We start from the raw sequence: 15,498 nt of genomic DNA on the forward strand, positions 1-15,498 counted from the left end.
AGCCAGCTCACTGATGGCCATGAAGTCCGCTTGGATCACCGGTTCGCGGATGTCCTCACGAATTCGATGAAGGCGCGCAGCGGCGCGGGGACGAGCCGGCGTCCCGGATAATAGAGGAACGGCCCCGAGAAGCTCTGCCACCAAGGCTCGAGCACCGGCTCCAGCGCGCCGGCACCAGGCGGTCGAGCAGCCGCGCCCCGGCTTCCGTGGGCGCGACGCTGCGCGTCGTGCGGTGGAGCAGCCGGACGCCGAGCTGCTCCTCGAGGCGGCGCACCGCCTCGCTGACCGCCGAGGCGCTGCGGCCGGTCGCCCGCGCCGCGTCCCGGAAGCTCCTGGCGCGAGCGACTGCGACAAAGACGTCGAGGTCGCCGAGGTCCAGGTTCATTGTTCGGTATCCCGCACAGCCCGTGCGGATTGTGCGCCATTATCGCGCCCCTCGCCAGGGCGTACCTTGGCCGGGCCTACCAAGGAGACCTTGATATGTCGAAGAACAACGCCACCGGGACCGCGAGGCTCGGCCACCGCCACGTGAAGCGGCTCGGTTACGGTGCGATGCAGCTCGCCGGGCCCGGCGTGTTCGGCCCCCCGAAGGACCGCGACGCCGCGCTCGCGGTGCTGCGCGAGGCGGTCGCCGCGGGGGTCGACCACATCGACACCAGCGACTTCTACGGCCCGCACGTCACCAACCAGCTCATCCGCGAGGCCCTGGCGCCTTATCCGGACGATCTGGTCATCGTCACCAAGATCGGCGCCCGCCGCGACGAGGCCGGCGCCTGGCTCCCGGCCTCCTCGCCCGAAGCGCTGACCGAAGCGGTGCACGACAACCTGCGCAACCTCGGGCTCGAGGCGCTGGAGGTCGTGAACCTGCGCGTCATGTTCAGCGTGCACGGTCCGGCCGAGGGCTCGATCGAGGCGCCGCTCAGCGCCCTGGCCGAGCTCCAGCGTCGGGGGCTCGTGCGCCACATCGGGCTCAGCAACGTAACGCCCGCCCAGGTCGCGGAGGGGCGGCGGATCTGCGACATCGTCTGCGTGCAGAACCAGTACAACCTGGCGCACCGGGCCGACGACGCCCTGATCGACGACCTCGCCAGGGAGGGCATCGCCTATGTTCCTTTCTTCCCGCTCGGCGGCTTCACGCCGCTGCAGTCGTCCTTGCTCTCCGACGTGGCCCGCGGCCTGGGCGCCACGCCCATGCAGGTCGCCCTCGCGTGGCTGCTGCGGCGCGCGCCCAACAGCTGATCCCCGGCACCTCGTCGGTGGCTCACCTGCGCGAGAACCTCGCCGCCGCCGCGCTGGAGCTGGCCGACGAGGCGATGGCGGCCCTGGACGGCGTGGGAGCGAGCGCGGGCGCGGCCTGAAGCCCGCCGCCGGGCGCAGGCCCGCAGCAGCTCGACGTGGTGCAGAGCGAGCCTGGGCACACGCGCGCTCGCGCGCCCCTCGGCGCTCGCGCCCGCACGGGCCATGTGCAGGCGGCGGTCGAGGCACGGATCCAGGCGGTGACGAGGCGCACGCGGGCCGCTTTGGCCGATAGGACGAGCCGGTCTCCTACTCAGGAAACCGAAGCGTCTCGATCCGCGTGCCGTCCTCCCCCGTTACCATGCTGCCATCGTGGTTCCAGCTGATGCCGCCGTTGCCGGGCGGACCGAGCTCGAACTTGACGCCCTCGAGCGTGAGCTGGTCCTCGTCGAGGTAGGCGATGCCGATCGAGTCGCCGCCGCGCCCGGGGCCGCCATAGCCGCCGTCCCCGCCTCGGCCGCCGCTGCCACCCTGGCATGACCACGTGCCGTCCCCCACGGCGCCGCCTGGCGCGCCTCGGCCGCCGTAGCCGCCTTCCTCCGGCTCCCCGCCGTCGCCGCCTCGTCCCCCCTCGTCACTTTCGATGACGCTGTTGCGCACCGTCACCTTGGCGTGGAGCGCCAGGATCCCGATGCTCGGGTAGCCGTTCCCGCCCCCTCGGCCGCCGCGCCCCCCACAGCCGCCCGCGCCTCCAGAGCCGCCGCCAGCGCCTCCCTTGGTGGCCACGCCGCACACCGCGAGCCCGCCGCGCCGCCCGCCGCCCCCGCCGCCGCCTTGGCCCGGCATCCCCCGGATGCCGTCGCCGGCCCAGTCGCCGTGCCATCCGGTCTCATCGATCCGCCCGCGGCCCTCGCCCGATACACCGGCGGCGCCCCACATGCCGCTTTGCCCGGGGACACCGTTGCTGCAACCACCGTCTGCCCGGTTGCCACGTCCTCCTTCCCCATCGTGGGTTGGGTTCGGCTGGGGTACGGGCTCGCCGTCCTCCCCATCTCCAGCGTCGTCGGCGAGCCCGTCGCCTCCCTTGCCACCGACGCTCGGGATCCCTCCCTCGCAGGAATTCACCGCCCGAGCCCCGCCCGGGACCGTCGCTGCGGAGCACGCGTCTGCCCCATATTGTCCGTCAGGTCCCGTCGCTGCCCGGCTCCGCCGTGGCTCGCCGGGGTCGCCCCCCCGTCCGCCGTCGGGGCGAATCCAGCTTCCGACGATCTCCACCGCGGTGTGCGACCGAACGAGCACCGCGATGCCCGTCCCGCTGGCGATGTAGACATGGTCGATGATCGAGACCCCGTCCGCAGCCCCGGTGTCGTCGGCCCGCGCCGGCGCGATGGTTAGCGCGATGTGCCCGAGCGGGGACCCGAGCTTGGCCATGGCGTGCTCCGGAAGTTTAGGCTCCGGCCGCCGTTCCCATTCCAACAAGTCGAAGCCTCCATAGATATCCACCCCGGAGGGCAGCGTGATGGACTCCACGAAAGCATGGCCGGTGAGGAACACGCGACCGCGCCCGGTGCGCGCCAGCGCGATGGCGCGTGGGAGGGTAGCAACCGGCCTGTCCTTCGTGCCGGGGTTCGCGTCGTCACCGCCGAGAACCGGATGGTTGACAAAGACGCCGCAGCCGTCCTTTGCCCGCCCCGCCGCGAGATGCTCCAGGCAGACCGAATCGGGGATCGGATCCCCTGCACACGTCGATGAACCGTCACACGGCGGCGCGCCGTCAGGGTCGTTCGCCCCCGGCGCCGTGCCGCAACCGGCGGCGAGCGGCAGAAGAAAGACCAAGAGGAGCGCAGAACTCAGTCGCATGGGCATCCCTCGCTGGCAGCGTCTCGCGAAGCGCGAATCATTGGGGCGGCTCGCTTGCCGGACCGAAACGATATAGCTCCCCCCACGGGCCGGGCGCGCCTTTGCCCACGTCGTCGCCTGGACTCGTGTTTCCCGCGGGACCGCCCTCTCCGGCGTCTCCGGCAACAATGTTGGTTCCGGGTCGAATGGCGAAATTGGGCACGACGTAGGCGATGCCGACGGATGCGCCGCCGAGCCCGCCGCCGGCATCGCCTCCGCGACCGCCGTTGCCCCCGTAGCCGCCGCTGCACGCAGGCCACATGTCAGGGCCGAACGGATGGCCCCCTGAGCCACCAGGCTGCCCGACGCCGCCTGGTTGGCCCCTCCCGCCCGCCCCGCCACGGCCGCCTTTGCCCGCGAACACGTCGCTGGCCGCGACCGTGAGCTCCGTGCCGTCCAGCGCAACGATTCCGATGCTCGCCCCGCCATAGCCGCCGCCATAGCCACCCCGACCGCCACAGCCGCCGCTTCCTCCCGAACCGCCGGCGGCACCCGCCTGGGGGCCGCCTGCCCGACACGCGACCATGTGGCCACGCGACTTGCTGCCGCCACCGCCGCCGCCTCCCTGGCCGGTGCCGCCTCGCATCCCGTCCTTGCCCCAGACGCCGATCCATCCATCTTTGCCGAGGTGGCCCACCCCCACTGCGCCATCCGCGCGAACGGCGTCGACGCCGTATGCGCCATCTCGCCCCATGCTGCATCGCGTGAGATCCGCGCCGGCCCCTCCGCGGCCGTCGCGCTCCGAAACCTCCGCGGGCGCCGGCTGTCCAGCTGCGCCATCGCCGCCGACGTCACGCCCGCCGTCGCCACCGTAGCCTCCCGTCGACTCTGTGCCATCGTCGCACACGGTGACGACCGGGAGGGCGCCCGTCACAAGATCCGCCGTACAGGCGGACGCGCCGTCGTTCCCCTCCACGCCGTCCGTCGCCCGCTCGGTGTGCGCGTCCTCGCCCGGCTCCCCGTCTTTGCCGTTCCCCGCGACGATCACGCTGTCCTGCACGATCGCCCTGGCCCCTGTGCTCAAAATCACCGCGATCGATGACTTGCCATCGGGCGCCGAGGCGTCCGCCGCGACAATTCGTACGCCGACGATCCCCGACGTCGCGCTGTCCCCCGCGAGCGCCGCATGCTCCACCCCGAGGACCCGCACCGGGATCCCCGCAGGCGGTGCGATGATGGTCGACGCATTCGGCCCGATGCCCGACCATTCATACGACCAATCGCCGCCGCCGTCGCAAAGGCGGCTGCCCCAGAGGTCGACCCCTGATGGCAGCGAGATCGCCTCCTCGAACAAGCCGCCGCACGCATACACGCGCCGCGTCAGCGCCTCGCCATTGCGTCGACCGCTCGCGGCCAGCCCGATCGCATGCTGAAGTGTCTTGACCGGCGCGCTCTTCGTGCCGGGGTTGTTGTCGTCGCCCAGCAGCTCACTGACGAACACCCCGCACATGTCGAGCGCCGGCGCCGTCGCTGGGTGGCCATCACAGAGCGACTTGGGCGTTGATAGGCAGATGCGTTCGTCATCGCAGCTATCGCCGTAGTAGCACCCGGAGAGGCCGCCAGCGCTGACCGTGGAGAGGGCACCCAGCGCCCACAGCAGCCGCTTTTGTCGAAGATCAGGAAAGGGCATGTCCGTGCTCCCTGATTACCACGCGCCGTGTGCCACGAGGCTGACCTGTGCCGGCGCGACCGTCGGGATCAGCGCGAGCCGAGCTTTCGTGGGTTCAGTCCGGAGAAAAGAGAAGTCCGTGAAGAACGACGCCACCGTCGCAGCGCCCACGACACCGCTTGTCACCACCATCGCCGTGCCGAGCCCGGCGAAGAGGTCGCGGTCTCGTCGGAGACGCGTCAGCTCGGAGCACGTCGCCGGTTTCGGTTGTTCCCGACACACGCCTCGCGAGACCCCCGCGGCATCGAGCTTCTTGTTCCGCTCGTCGAGGTCCCCGTCCGCTGTGCTCGCGCGTACCATAAACACGGCGCCGAGCGATGCGGTTGCCGCGGTCAAGCCGATGCCGCCGATGCGCAGCGTCCCCGGCCAGGACGCCCACGGTCCGGGTTCCTTCGGGCGCACAGCGGGCGAAGCGCTCGCGGTCTTCGGCACGGCCGGGGCCTCCTTGGCGCTGCTCACCGCCGGGCCCGAAAGCTTCATCGAGATCTCCTGCCTATCGCCTGGCTCGCCGTTGAACGCGTGAAAGCCGTCCTCGCGACCCGGCGCCCGGGCCCGCACCATGTGTCGCCCGGGCTCGAGGAACAGCTTGTAGGTCCGCGCGGTCCGACCGATCTTCTGGCCGTCGATGAGGATCTCAGCGTCCGGCGGGTCGACGGAGAGCACGAGCTCAACGACGTAAAACGCGGCCTTCCGCTGGCCGGTCAGGAATCGTTCCTGAAGCTGACTCGGCAGCGCCCAGTCCCGCTCAAGACTCCAGGTCAGGTGCTCCGCCGCGTCACGGTACTTGCGCAGCTCGAGCTCGCAGAGGCCTAGTTCGCCGGCGATCTCGGCGGGATCGAACGCCCCGCGGTCGACGTCCGCGCGGTCGAGCTTCATGCCGGGCGGCACGGTTGCGGCATCAAGGGCCGCCTTGTAGGCTTCGCAGGCCTGCGTCCAGCTGCCGCGATCGCGCGCTTTCCGAGCACGGCGAACAAGCTCCTTCACCGTCAAGCCGTTCAACCCGTCGCTTCTCTCCGAGGCCGGAGACCGCTGCTGAGCATCGGCCGATCTGACCAACCCCGTTGAAGCGCCAAGCGTAAGCCAAATGGACAACAGGTGCGCACCGCAACGCATGTAACGACGGTACTTACGCCGAGCACGCGACGTCAACCGGGAGAAAATGCTGGAAGCAGCGCTTTAGGAGAGAATTCACAGGAGCACGGCGGAATCGAATCATCCGTCCCATGTGTCGGCGATCTTCCAGCCGACCCGGGTGAGATGTAGCACCTTGCGCTACATTGTCCGACCAAAGTGATCGCGGCCGTGCATTTTGCTGACCCCGAGGGGATCGCTCAGACGTGCTACCGGCGTGGGCAACCCGTCGAGCATCTCCAGCAGTTTCGAGCTCTTCCGGCGCCTCGCGAGGCGCCTCGGCGTTCCGGCACGCCACGCCGAGGACGTGGCGCAAGACGCGCTCCTGCGCGGGTTGGAAGCGGACCAGCGGATTGCGCCGGGCGGCGACGCGGCGGCGTACCGCGTCACGATCGCCATCAACCAGGCGCGCGACCATGTGCGGACCGCGCGCCGTCGCGGAGAGGTCCTGACATCGTTCGACGAGAGCGAGCTCCGAGCCCCGTGCCCGAATTCAGAGGAGCTGGTACGCGGGAGCCAGCGGCACGCGCTCACGCGCCGTCTGATCAACCGGGTCGACCCGAAGTATCGACACCTCCTGATCAAGCATGACCTCGAGGAGATCCCGCTCGCCGAGATCGCCGGCGAGCTCGGCCTCACGACGGAGGCGGTGAAGACGCAGCACCGGCGGGCGCTCGAGCAGCTCGCCGAGGAGAAGCGCCGCTATACGGCCGAGCAGCATGCACGGGGACGGGACGCAGAGGCGTGCGTCCCCGCGGCGCTCGGCCTCTACCGTCGCGAGTCGTGGCTGGCCACGCTGCGGCGCCTGGTCTTCAGGATCTTGGCACAGGGCGCGCTCGTCGTCCTGACGGGCGCGCTGATCTCCGGGCTGTCGCACAGCTTGGAACCCTGGCTGTTGCCCGCGGTGGCTCGCGCGCCCGGCTCCGCGCCAGCCGCGCAGGAGGTCACCGCGTCTGCCCGAGAGGGCGGCGCGAGCGCCACCGCCGAGATCGGTGCGCCAACCGCGCGCGAGGTGGAGCCATCCGGGCAGCAAGGCGACGCTAGCGCCGTGGCCGCCGTGGATAGGCCCGCGGCGTCGGCCAAGGCTCCCCCCCGTGGCGAGGTGCCCGGGCGTGTCGTGCGCCGAAGCGCGGCGCCCAGGAGCGCCGTGCACCCCGCCGTCAGCGAGCGCGAGCGGCGCCTGATCCGCGACGCCCGCCGCGCGCTGGACGCCCACACCGCCCTCGCCGACCTCGAGGCGCGCCAGCTGCTCGAGATGCACAAGCAGGAGTTCCCGCAAGGGTGGCTGGCCTTGGAGCGCGAAGCGCTGCTCAAGCGGATTCGCTGACTCATCGGCTGTCGCTCGACAGCTAGCAGGCGGCGGCGCTGGTGATGCCTTCGGGCAGCATAAGGCCGAGATCCGCCTTGCGTCGGACACGAACGCTCACGACGAGGAGGCAACGTACAATGGAGGACATTCTCGGTGCGATGTGGCTCGCTTCACCGCTCGGCCTCGCGATGACGGCCTGTGTGGCGCTCGGCTTCGCTGTCACGGCGCGCGAAGCGCTAGGCCGAGAGCGCGGGCTGCGCGCGGCCGGCGAGCAGAGGCACGAGGACGAGGAGTCGGCCCTCGCCGACACGAAGGAGGACGCCGAGCGCGAGCTGCGGCGACACCAGCGCCTGCTGGACTGCCACGTGGATGCGCTCATCGCGGCGATAACCAGCCCACGCGCGCGCCCGGTGCCGTTGCCAGGCCGCGTCCTCGAGACGTTCTGCGCCACCATCCCCGGCTGGCAACGAAAGCTGGCCGAGAGCACCGGGCTGGTTCCGAGGGACCTGGAGCGGCTTCTGAAGAGCGACCTCCCGATCACGCCCGTCCTCGCGAGGCAGCTGGAGGCCTTCACGGGCACGCCTGCTCGGTACTGGGAATTCCTCTGGTGTCTGCATGACGACTATCAAACAGACGCGGAGGAGACGCAGCTGATCCAGCTCAGCGAGCCCGCCACCAAGCGCGAGAACTCGGCGCGTGCGCCGGCCGCGCCGGCGCCGACCTCCGCACGGCCGGGTCCAGCTGTGGTTCCCGAACGCGCGCCCGATGTCCCTCCGCCTGTGGTGGCGATCCCCGATCTGGTCGCCAGGAGCCCGCGGGCCAAGCTCCCGTCGCCTCCACAGCCGCGGCTTCGGTCTCCGCTCTCGGCCCGCGCAAGCTCGGGGGCCGAGCCCGAGCGGCGTGCTGCCAGGCTGACGAGCTTCCCCGTACAGCGCGATGAAGGCGGGTCCAGCACTGCTCACGGTGCCGATTGGGAGGACATGGAGGGGTCGCCCCTGAACACGACTCTGCCGGGCGTAGGAAGCGTCTACGCCGAAGGAATCCAAGCCGACTGAGCCGCGTCGCTTGCCGACGGTGGCGCGTTCGAGCCACGGTGCACCACGTTTGCCTGGACACGCTTGCGCGAGGCACGAGCCAGCTGCGCGGCGACACGGCCTGCCCGCGGCGTCTGGTATGCTCGCAGCGTGCGTCCCGCCCGCTACCCCCGCTCCGCCGCCGCGATCCTCCGTTCCGTGCCGCCGCGCGACCGAGCCATGCTGCTCTGGCTCGGCCTCGACTTAGACAACCCCGCCCACGCAGAGCTGTTCGTCGAGGGTGTACGCGCTGCGGACGACGCGATCGCGGACCAGGTGCGGTGGGAGCGGGAGCGGCTGCGCTGAGGGCCGCCCGTGTCGTTGGGTCCGCGAGCGCACCGATGCCGGCTCGGCCCAGGCCTCGCCCCTGGCGCCCTTCCGCGGGCGCTTCACCTGCGCGTCTTGCAGTAGGCCGGCGGGCCCGTCTGCAGAATGGGGAAGCGGGCGGGCGGGGGGCCCGTCCTGAAGGCGGGTCGGTTCCTTGGCCCATCAGAGGTCGTAAGTATACAACGGACATGTCGGACCTAGGTTATCGGGGTTCGGCCACGCCGCCCGTGGTGTTACCAGCACCCGCCGGCGTCAGTTCGCTTGTCCGGCGAGCTTACGTGGTCAGCATGGGAATGGCAATCGATACCCATGCTTGGCGACGACCCAAACGCGCCGCTCGGGTATCTGACAACGAGACGGTCGTCTCGTTGTCAGATACCCACGTCGCCGTCTTTGAAACGACTTCTGTTCGGTCAACGATACCGTATCGCACGCCGCCCTGACCTTCGAACCCATGAGTTGCAAGGCCTACGCCGACGAAGTGTCCACGGATCCACCCGAGCCCTGTAGTTATGCCCATCCATCAGCTTCCTCCCCTGGTTGTCAAATATGCCGGCCGTAGAAGGCCAGATTTTCCCGCCTCCGTCGAGCTGCATGCCGAATTGACTCCTGCAGAGCTCTTCGGAGAAGACGACCTGAGCGGCCGATTATCCGTGTCACCTCCAGGGGCTACCATCGAACTGACGCGCCACCCTCTCCACGGGGGGATTCGGTCGGTCACCCAAGGACGACTCAGCTCATGCGAAGCCGCTGCCCCTTTCTTTGACCTAGGCTTCCAGCTACGTGGACGAGTCGCAACCGTACACGGAACCCTGACGGACGAGGACGCACTTACGACCGCGGTTCGCCTTTGCGCGTTCTCTCTTCCTGGCTTTCTGTCGAATGCCCTACTTGTGCCTGTCGACGTCGACCGCATATTTGGAGAGGTTGGCGCGGTGCCGTTTGAAGTCGAGGCTGTAGGTACGTTCTACCGTGTGCTCGCTACGGACGATCGCAGCCAACGGATCGGACAATTTCTTACATCCATATCAAAAATCGACCCAGGTGCCACGGAGCGTGTATTCGCTGCGCAACGATACCTGCATCAGGCCCTCTGGCTCGGGTACGCAGCGCGGCATCCGCAGCAATTTGCCGGCGAACGATTACTCAATCTTCACAAAGCCATCGAAGTCCTCTACCCTTACTCTGGGAGCATCGACAATCTACGCGTAAGCTTGGCGGAGCAAGGTCTAAAGAAAGAGCTTGTTGAGCTCTTTGCGTCATTGGCGGTGCTACGAAACTCAGTCGACGTTGGTCATGTAAAACTCGGCACCATGACGTCGGCGGAGTTTAACTCTTTTCACAAATTTCTGCTGTACACAACGCAGCTTACGAGCTGGCTCATCGAGCGCGCAGTCGAGAGTAATGCGGCAAAGGACTTGGAGAACAACACTCTCGCCAAACCAGACGCAGGTTCGCCTAGTGAAGAACAAGATAGAACGTCGGATCTCGCAAAGACCATGAGCATGGTCGACAAGTGGGTTCAAGATGTGGACCCCTTGAAGCCTGCAACTTTTTACGCCGCTGACTCTCGCTCGCTCGTGAGCGAATATCGAGCTAAGCGCGAGCGCTCCGAGAAGAACAAAAAGAAGGCAAAGAAAAGGAGCTAGCCAAAAGCTTCCGAACGGTTTCAGGTGCGAGTGAGGAATCAATTACCCATCCAGCCAGATGAGTCGCTGAGGAGCGCCGGCGAGCGGCTCCGCCCGCAGAGCGGAAGCCGCTGCCGGCACGCAGCAGACCTCCTGTGGATCAGCCCGCGGTCACGTAGCAGTCCTTTCTTCGGCCCCACACCGGATCGCTGCCGAATGCCACGTTCGTACAGGCGATTCCCCCCGTGGCCGACTTGTAGATCCACACGCCGCCCCTACCATAGGCCACTGTACGTGTTCCGGAAAAGCTACAGTAGTCGCCCTCGGATGCGCACCATACGTAGCCGCTCGGCTGCCGGGAGCTTCCCAGCCTGGCGCTCTGATGATCGACGGTTTCCTCGTGGCCAATCTCGTCGGAGACAGTGGAGGTCCGCTCCGGCTCCGCGCCCGGGTCGACTGCGGCGACGCAGCCACTCAGCGCGAGCGCAACCCCGAAAAAGAATCGAGCCAGCATATTCGTGTTTTGCATGTCTTCACTCCCCTGCGATTGTGGTATCGCCGCTGCCCGCTCAGCAGCATGGCGTGCGCTCATGCTCTCCTCGCTGGATCATTCGGCTTGCAACGTATCATGCAGAGATGATACCAGCCGCCCTGGGAGCCTGGTGCACATCCCGAGCGCGCACGGGGAGCTGCGCACTACTTCCGTCTTCGGATTCCACTCGCATACAAGCAGAGCGCGACAGACGAGAATCGGAACGAGCGATGTGCTCACCCTCGTCTACATCTCGAGAAGGTCAAGTTCGGCAATTCGCTGGCACGCGGGCAGGCGACGTGAAATTGCTGAGAGCCGCCCGGTCGATCCGCGCCTCGGCGTCGTCGAGAGACACAGAGCAGATTAAGGCACGAGATCCGCGACGGATGGTCCAATTCGGTTCTCGGAGATTGTGCTCAAAAGACCCGCGGGCATACCTCACGTTCCGAGACTACGCTCAAGTCGAGCTGCCGTCGCGCCGCTCGTCGCATTTCTAGCGCGCGGTCCGCTACTCCGAGGCGGCCCGGGTACAAGGCGTTATGGGGACGTGACGTCCGCAACGTTGACTCTGCTGGTTCCCATTCCCACCGGCCGTGGCCGCGCAACCGGACACGTCGGAGGAGTTCCGCCGCCGCCTGGCGCGGGTGGCACCGTGATTACGCGCCTTCAGGCGCTTCGCCCCGCTGCGTGGACGCCTTCGGCGGGCTCGGCGCGCGCTGCGCGTGATGGCTGCAGGGCGGCGTGGGCGACGTCGGAGGGGCGCTCGTAAGCGCCCGACCAACGCCATCGTGACCGCCCGTGCGGCGCCGGTTAGCTGTTCCCATCGCGACGAAGGAGGAAGCGATGGCGACGAGAGTGGAGTGGGCCGAGCGGGTGCAGCGATGGGAGCGGAGCGGACTGAGCGCCGAGCAGTTCGCACGGCGCGAGGGGTACAAGGCCAAGCAGCTGTACTGGTGGCGCTGGAAGCTGCGGGCTGAAGTGGCCTCCCAGCCGTCGCCTCCGTCGGTGGAGGCGCCGCGCTTTCTGCCGGTGCACGTGGTGGCCGACACATCGCCGGCGGCGGCAGAGCCGATCGAGATCGCGCTGCCCAACGGCCGGGTGGTCCGTGTTCGGCCGGGCTTCGACCCGGCCACGCTCGAGCGAGTGCTGGCGCTCGCTGCCGAGGAGGTGCCGTGCTGACGCTGCCGCCGTCGGTGCGCGTGTACGTCGCGGCCGAGCCGACCGACCTGCGGAAGAGCTTCGATGGCCTTTCGGCGCTGGTCGCGCAGTGCTTCGGAGCCGATCCGCTCTGCGGGCATCTGTTCGTGTTCAGGAATCGGCGAGGCGACCAGATCCGGATTTTGTTCTGGGATCGCACTGGGTACATGCTTGTGGCGAAGAAGCTGGCGTGCGGAAGGTTCCACTTGGCGCGCGACGTGCCGCAAGGGGCGACGCACGTCGAGGTCGAGTCCGCGGAGCTGTCGCTGATGCTCGAAGGGCTGGACCTGTCGACCGCGACACGGCGCAAGCGCTGGCGCCCGACGAGGGCCGAGACGGAGAAAACTCCGTCTGAAAACGGAACGCCTTGTTTGTCCGGCGCGCCGTGGATACATGGCGCGCCCGATGACCGAGCCGCCCGCACCGCCCGCCAAGCTACCCGTCGACATTGAGGATGTCCGGCGCAAGCTCGAGCAGCTGGCAGCCGAGGGGCGCATCGCGGACCTCATCGAGCTGGTCGTCCAGCTGCTCGTCGGGCAGCGAGACACCAACACCGCGCTGAGCGTCCGGCTGGCCAACGCGCTTCGTGAGCTGTACGGCCGCAAGAGCCAGAAGGTCAGCTCCGAGCAGCTGTCGCTCATGCTCGCGGCGCTCGGCGACGCGGAGCAGAAGGGCGGCGAGCCCGCGCCCGCTCCCTCGAACGAGGCGGCAGCGACAGAGCCGGGCGACGGCCCCGTACCGCAGCCGCCTGATCCTCCGAAGCCTCCGCGCGGCCGCGGTGGCCGCGCGCCGCTGCCCAAGGACCTGCCGCGCGAGGAGCGCGTCATCCAGGTCCCTGAGGCCGAGCGCGCCTGCGAGCAGTGCGGGGAGACGAAACAGTGCATCGGCTATCGCACCAGCGAGGTCCTCGAGTTCGTGCCGGCCCAGTTCCGGATCATCGAGGAGAAGCGCGAGAAGCTGGCCTGCCCCGCCTGCCCCGAGGAGGGCGTCGTCACCGCGGCGAGCGAGAAGGTCATGGATCGGGGCCGACCGGGACCGGGCCTGCTCGCGCACATCCTCGTGCACAAGTACCACGATTCGACGCCGCTCTACCGGCAAACGCAGCAGTACGAGCGCAGCGGCGTGTCGCTGTCGCCCTCGACCCTCGGCGACTGGGCGGCGTTCGGGGTCGACGTGCTCACCCCGGTCGCCGACCGCATCTTCGAGCGGGTGGTCGAGGCGTTCTACCTGCATGTGGACGACACGGGCCTGCGCGTGCTCGATCGCGATCATCCCAACGGGGTCAAGCGCGGGCATGTCTGGTCGTTCGCGGCCCAGGTCGATGATGGCACCAAGCTGGTTGCGTTTCGTTATGCCCCGGACTGGAGCTCGAAGCGGCCGGCCGTGATGCTCGCCGGCTTCTGCGGGTACATGCAGGGCGACGGCTACGCCGGCTATGACGCGATGGAGGACGAGGACGGCGCCCCCGTGGTGCCTGACGAGCGCCGTCTCAGCTGCGGCATGCACATCCGCGCCAAGTTCGAGAAGGCGGCGAAGAGCGGCGATGCGCGCGCCGCCATCGCGCTGTCGTACTTCAAGACGATCTACCGGGTGGAGGCCGCCTGCAAGGCCGAAGGACTGGGGCCCGATGCGCGCAAAGAGCGACGCGACGAGCAGTCGCTCGGTGCGGTCGATGAGCTGTATCGGTGGATTCGCGAGCTGCACCCGCGGCTCGTACCGAAGACACCGCTCTACGAAGCGACCCGCTACGCGCTCGGTCAAGAGGCGGCGTGGCGGCGCTGCTTCACCGACGGTCGATTCGAGATCGACAACGGTGAGGCCGAGCGAAGCCTGCGGCGTATCTCGATCGGCCGGAAGAACTACCTGTTTGCCGGCTCGGACAAGGGAGCAGAGCGCCTCGCCCGTGCGTATACCGTCTTCGGCTCCTGCCAGCTGAACGGCATCGACCCGCTGGCGTGGGCCACGGACGTCATCGGCAAGCTGCAAGCCGGCTGGCCGCTGTCGCGCCTGGACGAGCTGCTGCCCGACGCCTGGGGCAAGTCGCCGGCGACCGACGCGTGAGCCGAGGCCCCCCCCGGGGGGGGCGGCGGCTGATCGAACAGATCGCGGGGAGCGCGAGAGCCGCCGCCTGGTGCGCTGCGGCGGCGCGGTCGCGTATGGCCGCGGACGGCCGCGGCTGCGCCGGGCGCCGCTCCGCGCGGGCCTCGCCGCCTGCGAACGCGCGCGCACGGCTCGCAGCGGCGAAACGGCGGAGCGTGCTCGCGGGAGCGCGACGGCACAAGATGGCGCCTGTCGGGCGGTTACGGGCGCTCCGCTGGCGGCTCGAGCAGCGACGCTGCCGCACGACCGCGAGCCGACGACGGCGACCCGCGCCGTCATCGGAAGGAGCCCGTCTCAATCCCGATCCCGGCGTCCCGAGCTGGCCCCATGAGGCCCCAAACTGGCAGATGTGGTTTTGGCAGCGATTTGTGAGATCCGGGGCCAGAGGGACGACACAAGACACGCATACAAAATCGTCCACGATCCGCACGCACCAGACCGCACCGGTTCGCCATCGCTAATTCGCTCTTGGGGAACGCTGTGTTAGGTCGGCCCACCACCTAAAGGCTTGCAGCTGCCGTAAACGCCGTCTCTGTTTTCATCGCGACAGTATACCTTGAGGCTCGCATCCGCCTCGGCCTGAGATGCATAAGTCCCCGTCCAGGTCCCAGCGTGATCGCTGCAGGAGCAGGAATAGCGAATTCTCTCTGCATCGATGCCCACATACAGCATTTCCTGGGAGGCGCCTGGCTCTAGCTCCCCTACTTCTTCTGCGCCGATTGCGGCCCCCGCCACCAGCGCCCAAGCAGCAAACATCGCAACTCCGACAGTTCGTTCAATACTCATGGTTACTCCCCGTAATTGCCGCGAGTCCAGCCGGTCACCGCCTGGCCTCGCTCTTTGAGAATGAGTGGCATGTCTTGGCCAACTGGCGGCCTATAAGGCAGACCTTGTGCCAGTATGCCGTCACTCGAAGTGCCACGGCACGACACAAGGGCTTGGACGGAGCGCTCACTGCGTTTGGTCGGACGCAGAACTGAGTTCGAGCGCACCAGACTGCGTTCATCGAGACGCTGGCGGAGCTCCGGGGACGCGTCATCTGCTACGCAGATCGCAGCTGCGAGGCTGCAGCGGAGCGCTGCTCAAGAGCGAACGTTGAGATCGTGAAGAGCGCGGGCATCCCGGTCGCGTCCACACAGTGTGGCGCTATCCTAGTGCGCGCTTACCCTCTCAACTCGGCGACCACGGCCTGCCTGGCGCGGCTGCGGCTTGATGGACGCGGTGTCACACGCGCACGCGGGACGCTGGATCCTCATGGACGCACTGTGATGCCCGGGGGGGCAGCGCGCGGGCCTGCGGCGCAACGGATCTCGTCACTAGCGAGGGGCACGTACGGTGCTCCACTCCAGCGTCGAGGAGGTTTATCGTAAAGCGTTTATATCAGCACTTTGATGTCT

Annotated in this window: 11 protein-coding genes and 2 pseudogenes; 8 read left to right on the top strand and 5 right to left on the bottom strand. The window is 68.3% G+C overall.

What is annotated here, in order from left to right; genetic code table 11:
* Positions 1-166 precede the first annotated feature (166 nt).
* Positions 167-385: pseudogene (locus tag WMF20_RS40340) on the bottom strand (LysR family transcriptional regulator); the annotation flags it as partial.
* Positions 386-480: 95 nt separating this feature from the next.
* Between WMF20_RS40340 and WMF20_RS40345 the strand changes: the two are divergent.
* Positions 481-1,358, top strand: a pseudogene (locus WMF20_RS40345) (aldo/keto reductase family oxidoreductase).
* Between the two features lie 187 nt (positions 1,359-1,545).
* On the opposite strand, the gene WMF20_RS40350 reads toward WMF20_RS40345, so the two are convergent.
* From WMF20_RS40350 to WMF20_RS40360, 3 genes are read right to left on the bottom strand one after another with little or no spacing between them, the layout of a single operon-like run.
* A complete protein-coding gene (locus WMF20_RS40350; protein ID WP_437607052.1) occupies positions 1,546-3,096 on the bottom strand; it encodes a hypothetical protein in 1,551 nt (516 codons plus the stop codon).
* A gap of 37 nt (positions 3,097-3,133) precedes the next feature.
* Positions 3,134-4,765: a DUF1565 domain-containing protein gene (locus WMF20_RS40355; protein ID WP_437607053.1), complete on the bottom strand. Its 1,632-nt coding sequence runs from the start codon at positions 4,763-4,765 to the stop codon at positions 3,134-3,136.
* Between the two features lie 15 nt (positions 4,766-4,780).
* Positions 4,781-5,803 (bottom strand): PEGA domain-containing protein, encoded by a 1,023-nt coding sequence (locus WMF20_RS40360; RefSeq protein ID WP_437607054.1) that lies wholly within the window; start codon positions 5,801-5,803, stop codon positions 4,781-4,783.
* 349 nt (positions 5,804-6,152) lie between these two features.
* Here WMF20_RS40360 and WMF20_RS40365 point away from each other — a divergent pair, with 349 nt between their 5' ends.
* The 4 genes from WMF20_RS40365 to WMF20_RS40380 all read left to right on the top strand — a co-directional run bounded on the left by WMF20_RS40365 (position 6,153) and on the right by WMF20_RS40380 (position 10,293).
* Entirely contained in the window at positions 6,153-7,262 is a 1,110-nt protein-coding gene (locus tag WMF20_RS40365) for a sigma-70 family RNA polymerase sigma factor (protein WP_437607055.1), read from the top strand.
* A gap of 119 nt (positions 7,263-7,381) precedes the next feature.
* Positions 7,382-8,299: a helix-turn-helix transcriptional regulator gene (locus tag WMF20_RS40370; RefSeq protein WP_437607056.1), complete on the top strand. Its 918-nt coding sequence runs from the start codon at positions 7,382-7,384 to the stop codon at positions 8,297-8,299.
* Between the two features lie 198 nt (positions 8,300-8,497).
* The gene (locus tag WMF20_RS40375) at positions 8,498-8,623 is read left to right on the top strand and encodes a hypothetical protein (RefSeq protein WP_437607057.1); all 126 of its coding nucleotides are present in this window, start codon (positions 8,498-8,500) and stop codon (positions 8,621-8,623) included.
* Between the two features lie 956 nt (positions 8,624-9,579).
* The gene (locus tag WMF20_RS40380; RefSeq protein WP_437607058.1) at positions 9,580-10,293 is read left to right on the top strand and encodes a hypothetical protein; all 714 of its coding nucleotides are present in this window, start codon (positions 9,580-9,582) and stop codon (positions 10,291-10,293) included.
* Between the two features lie 139 nt (positions 10,294-10,432).
* Here the strand turns inward: WMF20_RS40380 and WMF20_RS40385 are convergent, their stop codons facing one another.
* Positions 10,433-10,801 (bottom strand): hypothetical protein, encoded by a 369-nt coding sequence (locus tag WMF20_RS40385; protein ID WP_437607059.1) that lies wholly within the window; start codon positions 10,799-10,801, stop codon positions 10,433-10,435.
* An 846-nt stretch (positions 10,802-11,647) separates the two neighbouring features.
* On the opposite strand from WMF20_RS40385, the gene tnpA reads away from it, so the two are divergent.
* Genes tnpA through tnpC form a run of 3 tightly spaced genes read left to right on the top strand, consistent with a single transcriptional unit; the run spans position 11,648 to position 14,062 of the window.
* The gene (tnpA, locus tag WMF20_RS40390) at positions 11,648-11,983 is read left to right on the top strand and encodes an IS66 family insertion sequence element accessory protein TnpA (protein ID WP_437606002.1); all 336 of its coding nucleotides are present in this window, start codon (positions 11,648-11,650) and stop codon (positions 11,981-11,983) included.
* Entirely contained in the window at positions 11,977-12,453 is a 477-nt protein-coding gene (gene tnpB, locus WMF20_RS40395; protein WP_437605159.1) for an IS66 family insertion sequence element accessory protein TnpB, read from the top strand. The genes tnpA and tnpB overlap by 7 nt, the downstream gene beginning before the upstream one ends.
* Positions 12,395-14,062: an IS66 family transposase gene (gene tnpC, locus WMF20_RS40400; protein WP_437606308.1), complete on the top strand. Its 1,668-nt coding sequence runs from the start codon at positions 12,395-12,397 to the stop codon at positions 14,060-14,062. Before tnpB ends, tnpC begins: the two co-directional genes overlap by 59 nt.
* The last annotated feature ends 1,436 nt before the right edge of the window (positions 14,063-15,498 follow it).

The sequence above is a fragment of the Sorangium sp. So ce834 genome, assembly GCF_051521425.1.
GTDB lineage: Bacteria > Myxococcota_A > Polyangia > Polyangiales > Polyangiaceae > Sorangium > Sorangium cellulosum_D.

Bases quoted from the DNA above. Each gene is read 5' to 3' on its own strand.
- WMF20_RS40350 (WP_437607052.1), bottom strand. From the start codon at position 3,096: ATGCGACTGAGTTCTGCGCTCCTCTTGGTCTTTCTTCTGCCGCTCGCC.
- WMF20_RS40355 (WP_437607053.1), bottom strand. From the start codon at position 4,765: ATGCCCTTTCCTGATCTTCGACAAAAGCGGCTGCTGTGGGCGCTGGGT.
- WMF20_RS40370 (WP_437607056.1), top strand. From the start codon at position 7,382: ATGGAGGACATTCTCGGTGCGATGTGGCTCGCTTCACCGCTCGGCCTC.
- WMF20_RS40375 (WP_437607057.1), top strand. From the start codon at position 8,498: ATGCTGCTCTGGCTCGGCCTCGACTTAGACAACCCCGCCCACGCAGAG.
- WMF20_RS40385 (WP_437607059.1), bottom strand. From the start codon at position 10,801: ATGCAAAACACGAATATGCTGGCTCGATTCTTTTTCGGGGTTGCGCTC.
- tnpA (WP_437606002.1), top strand. From the start codon at position 11,648: ATGGCGACGAGAGTGGAGTGGGCCGAGCGGGTGCAGCGATGGGAGCGG.
- tnpC (WP_437606308.1), top strand. From the start codon at position 12,395: ATGGCGCGCCCGATGACCGAGCCGCCCGCACCGCCCGCCAAGCTACCC.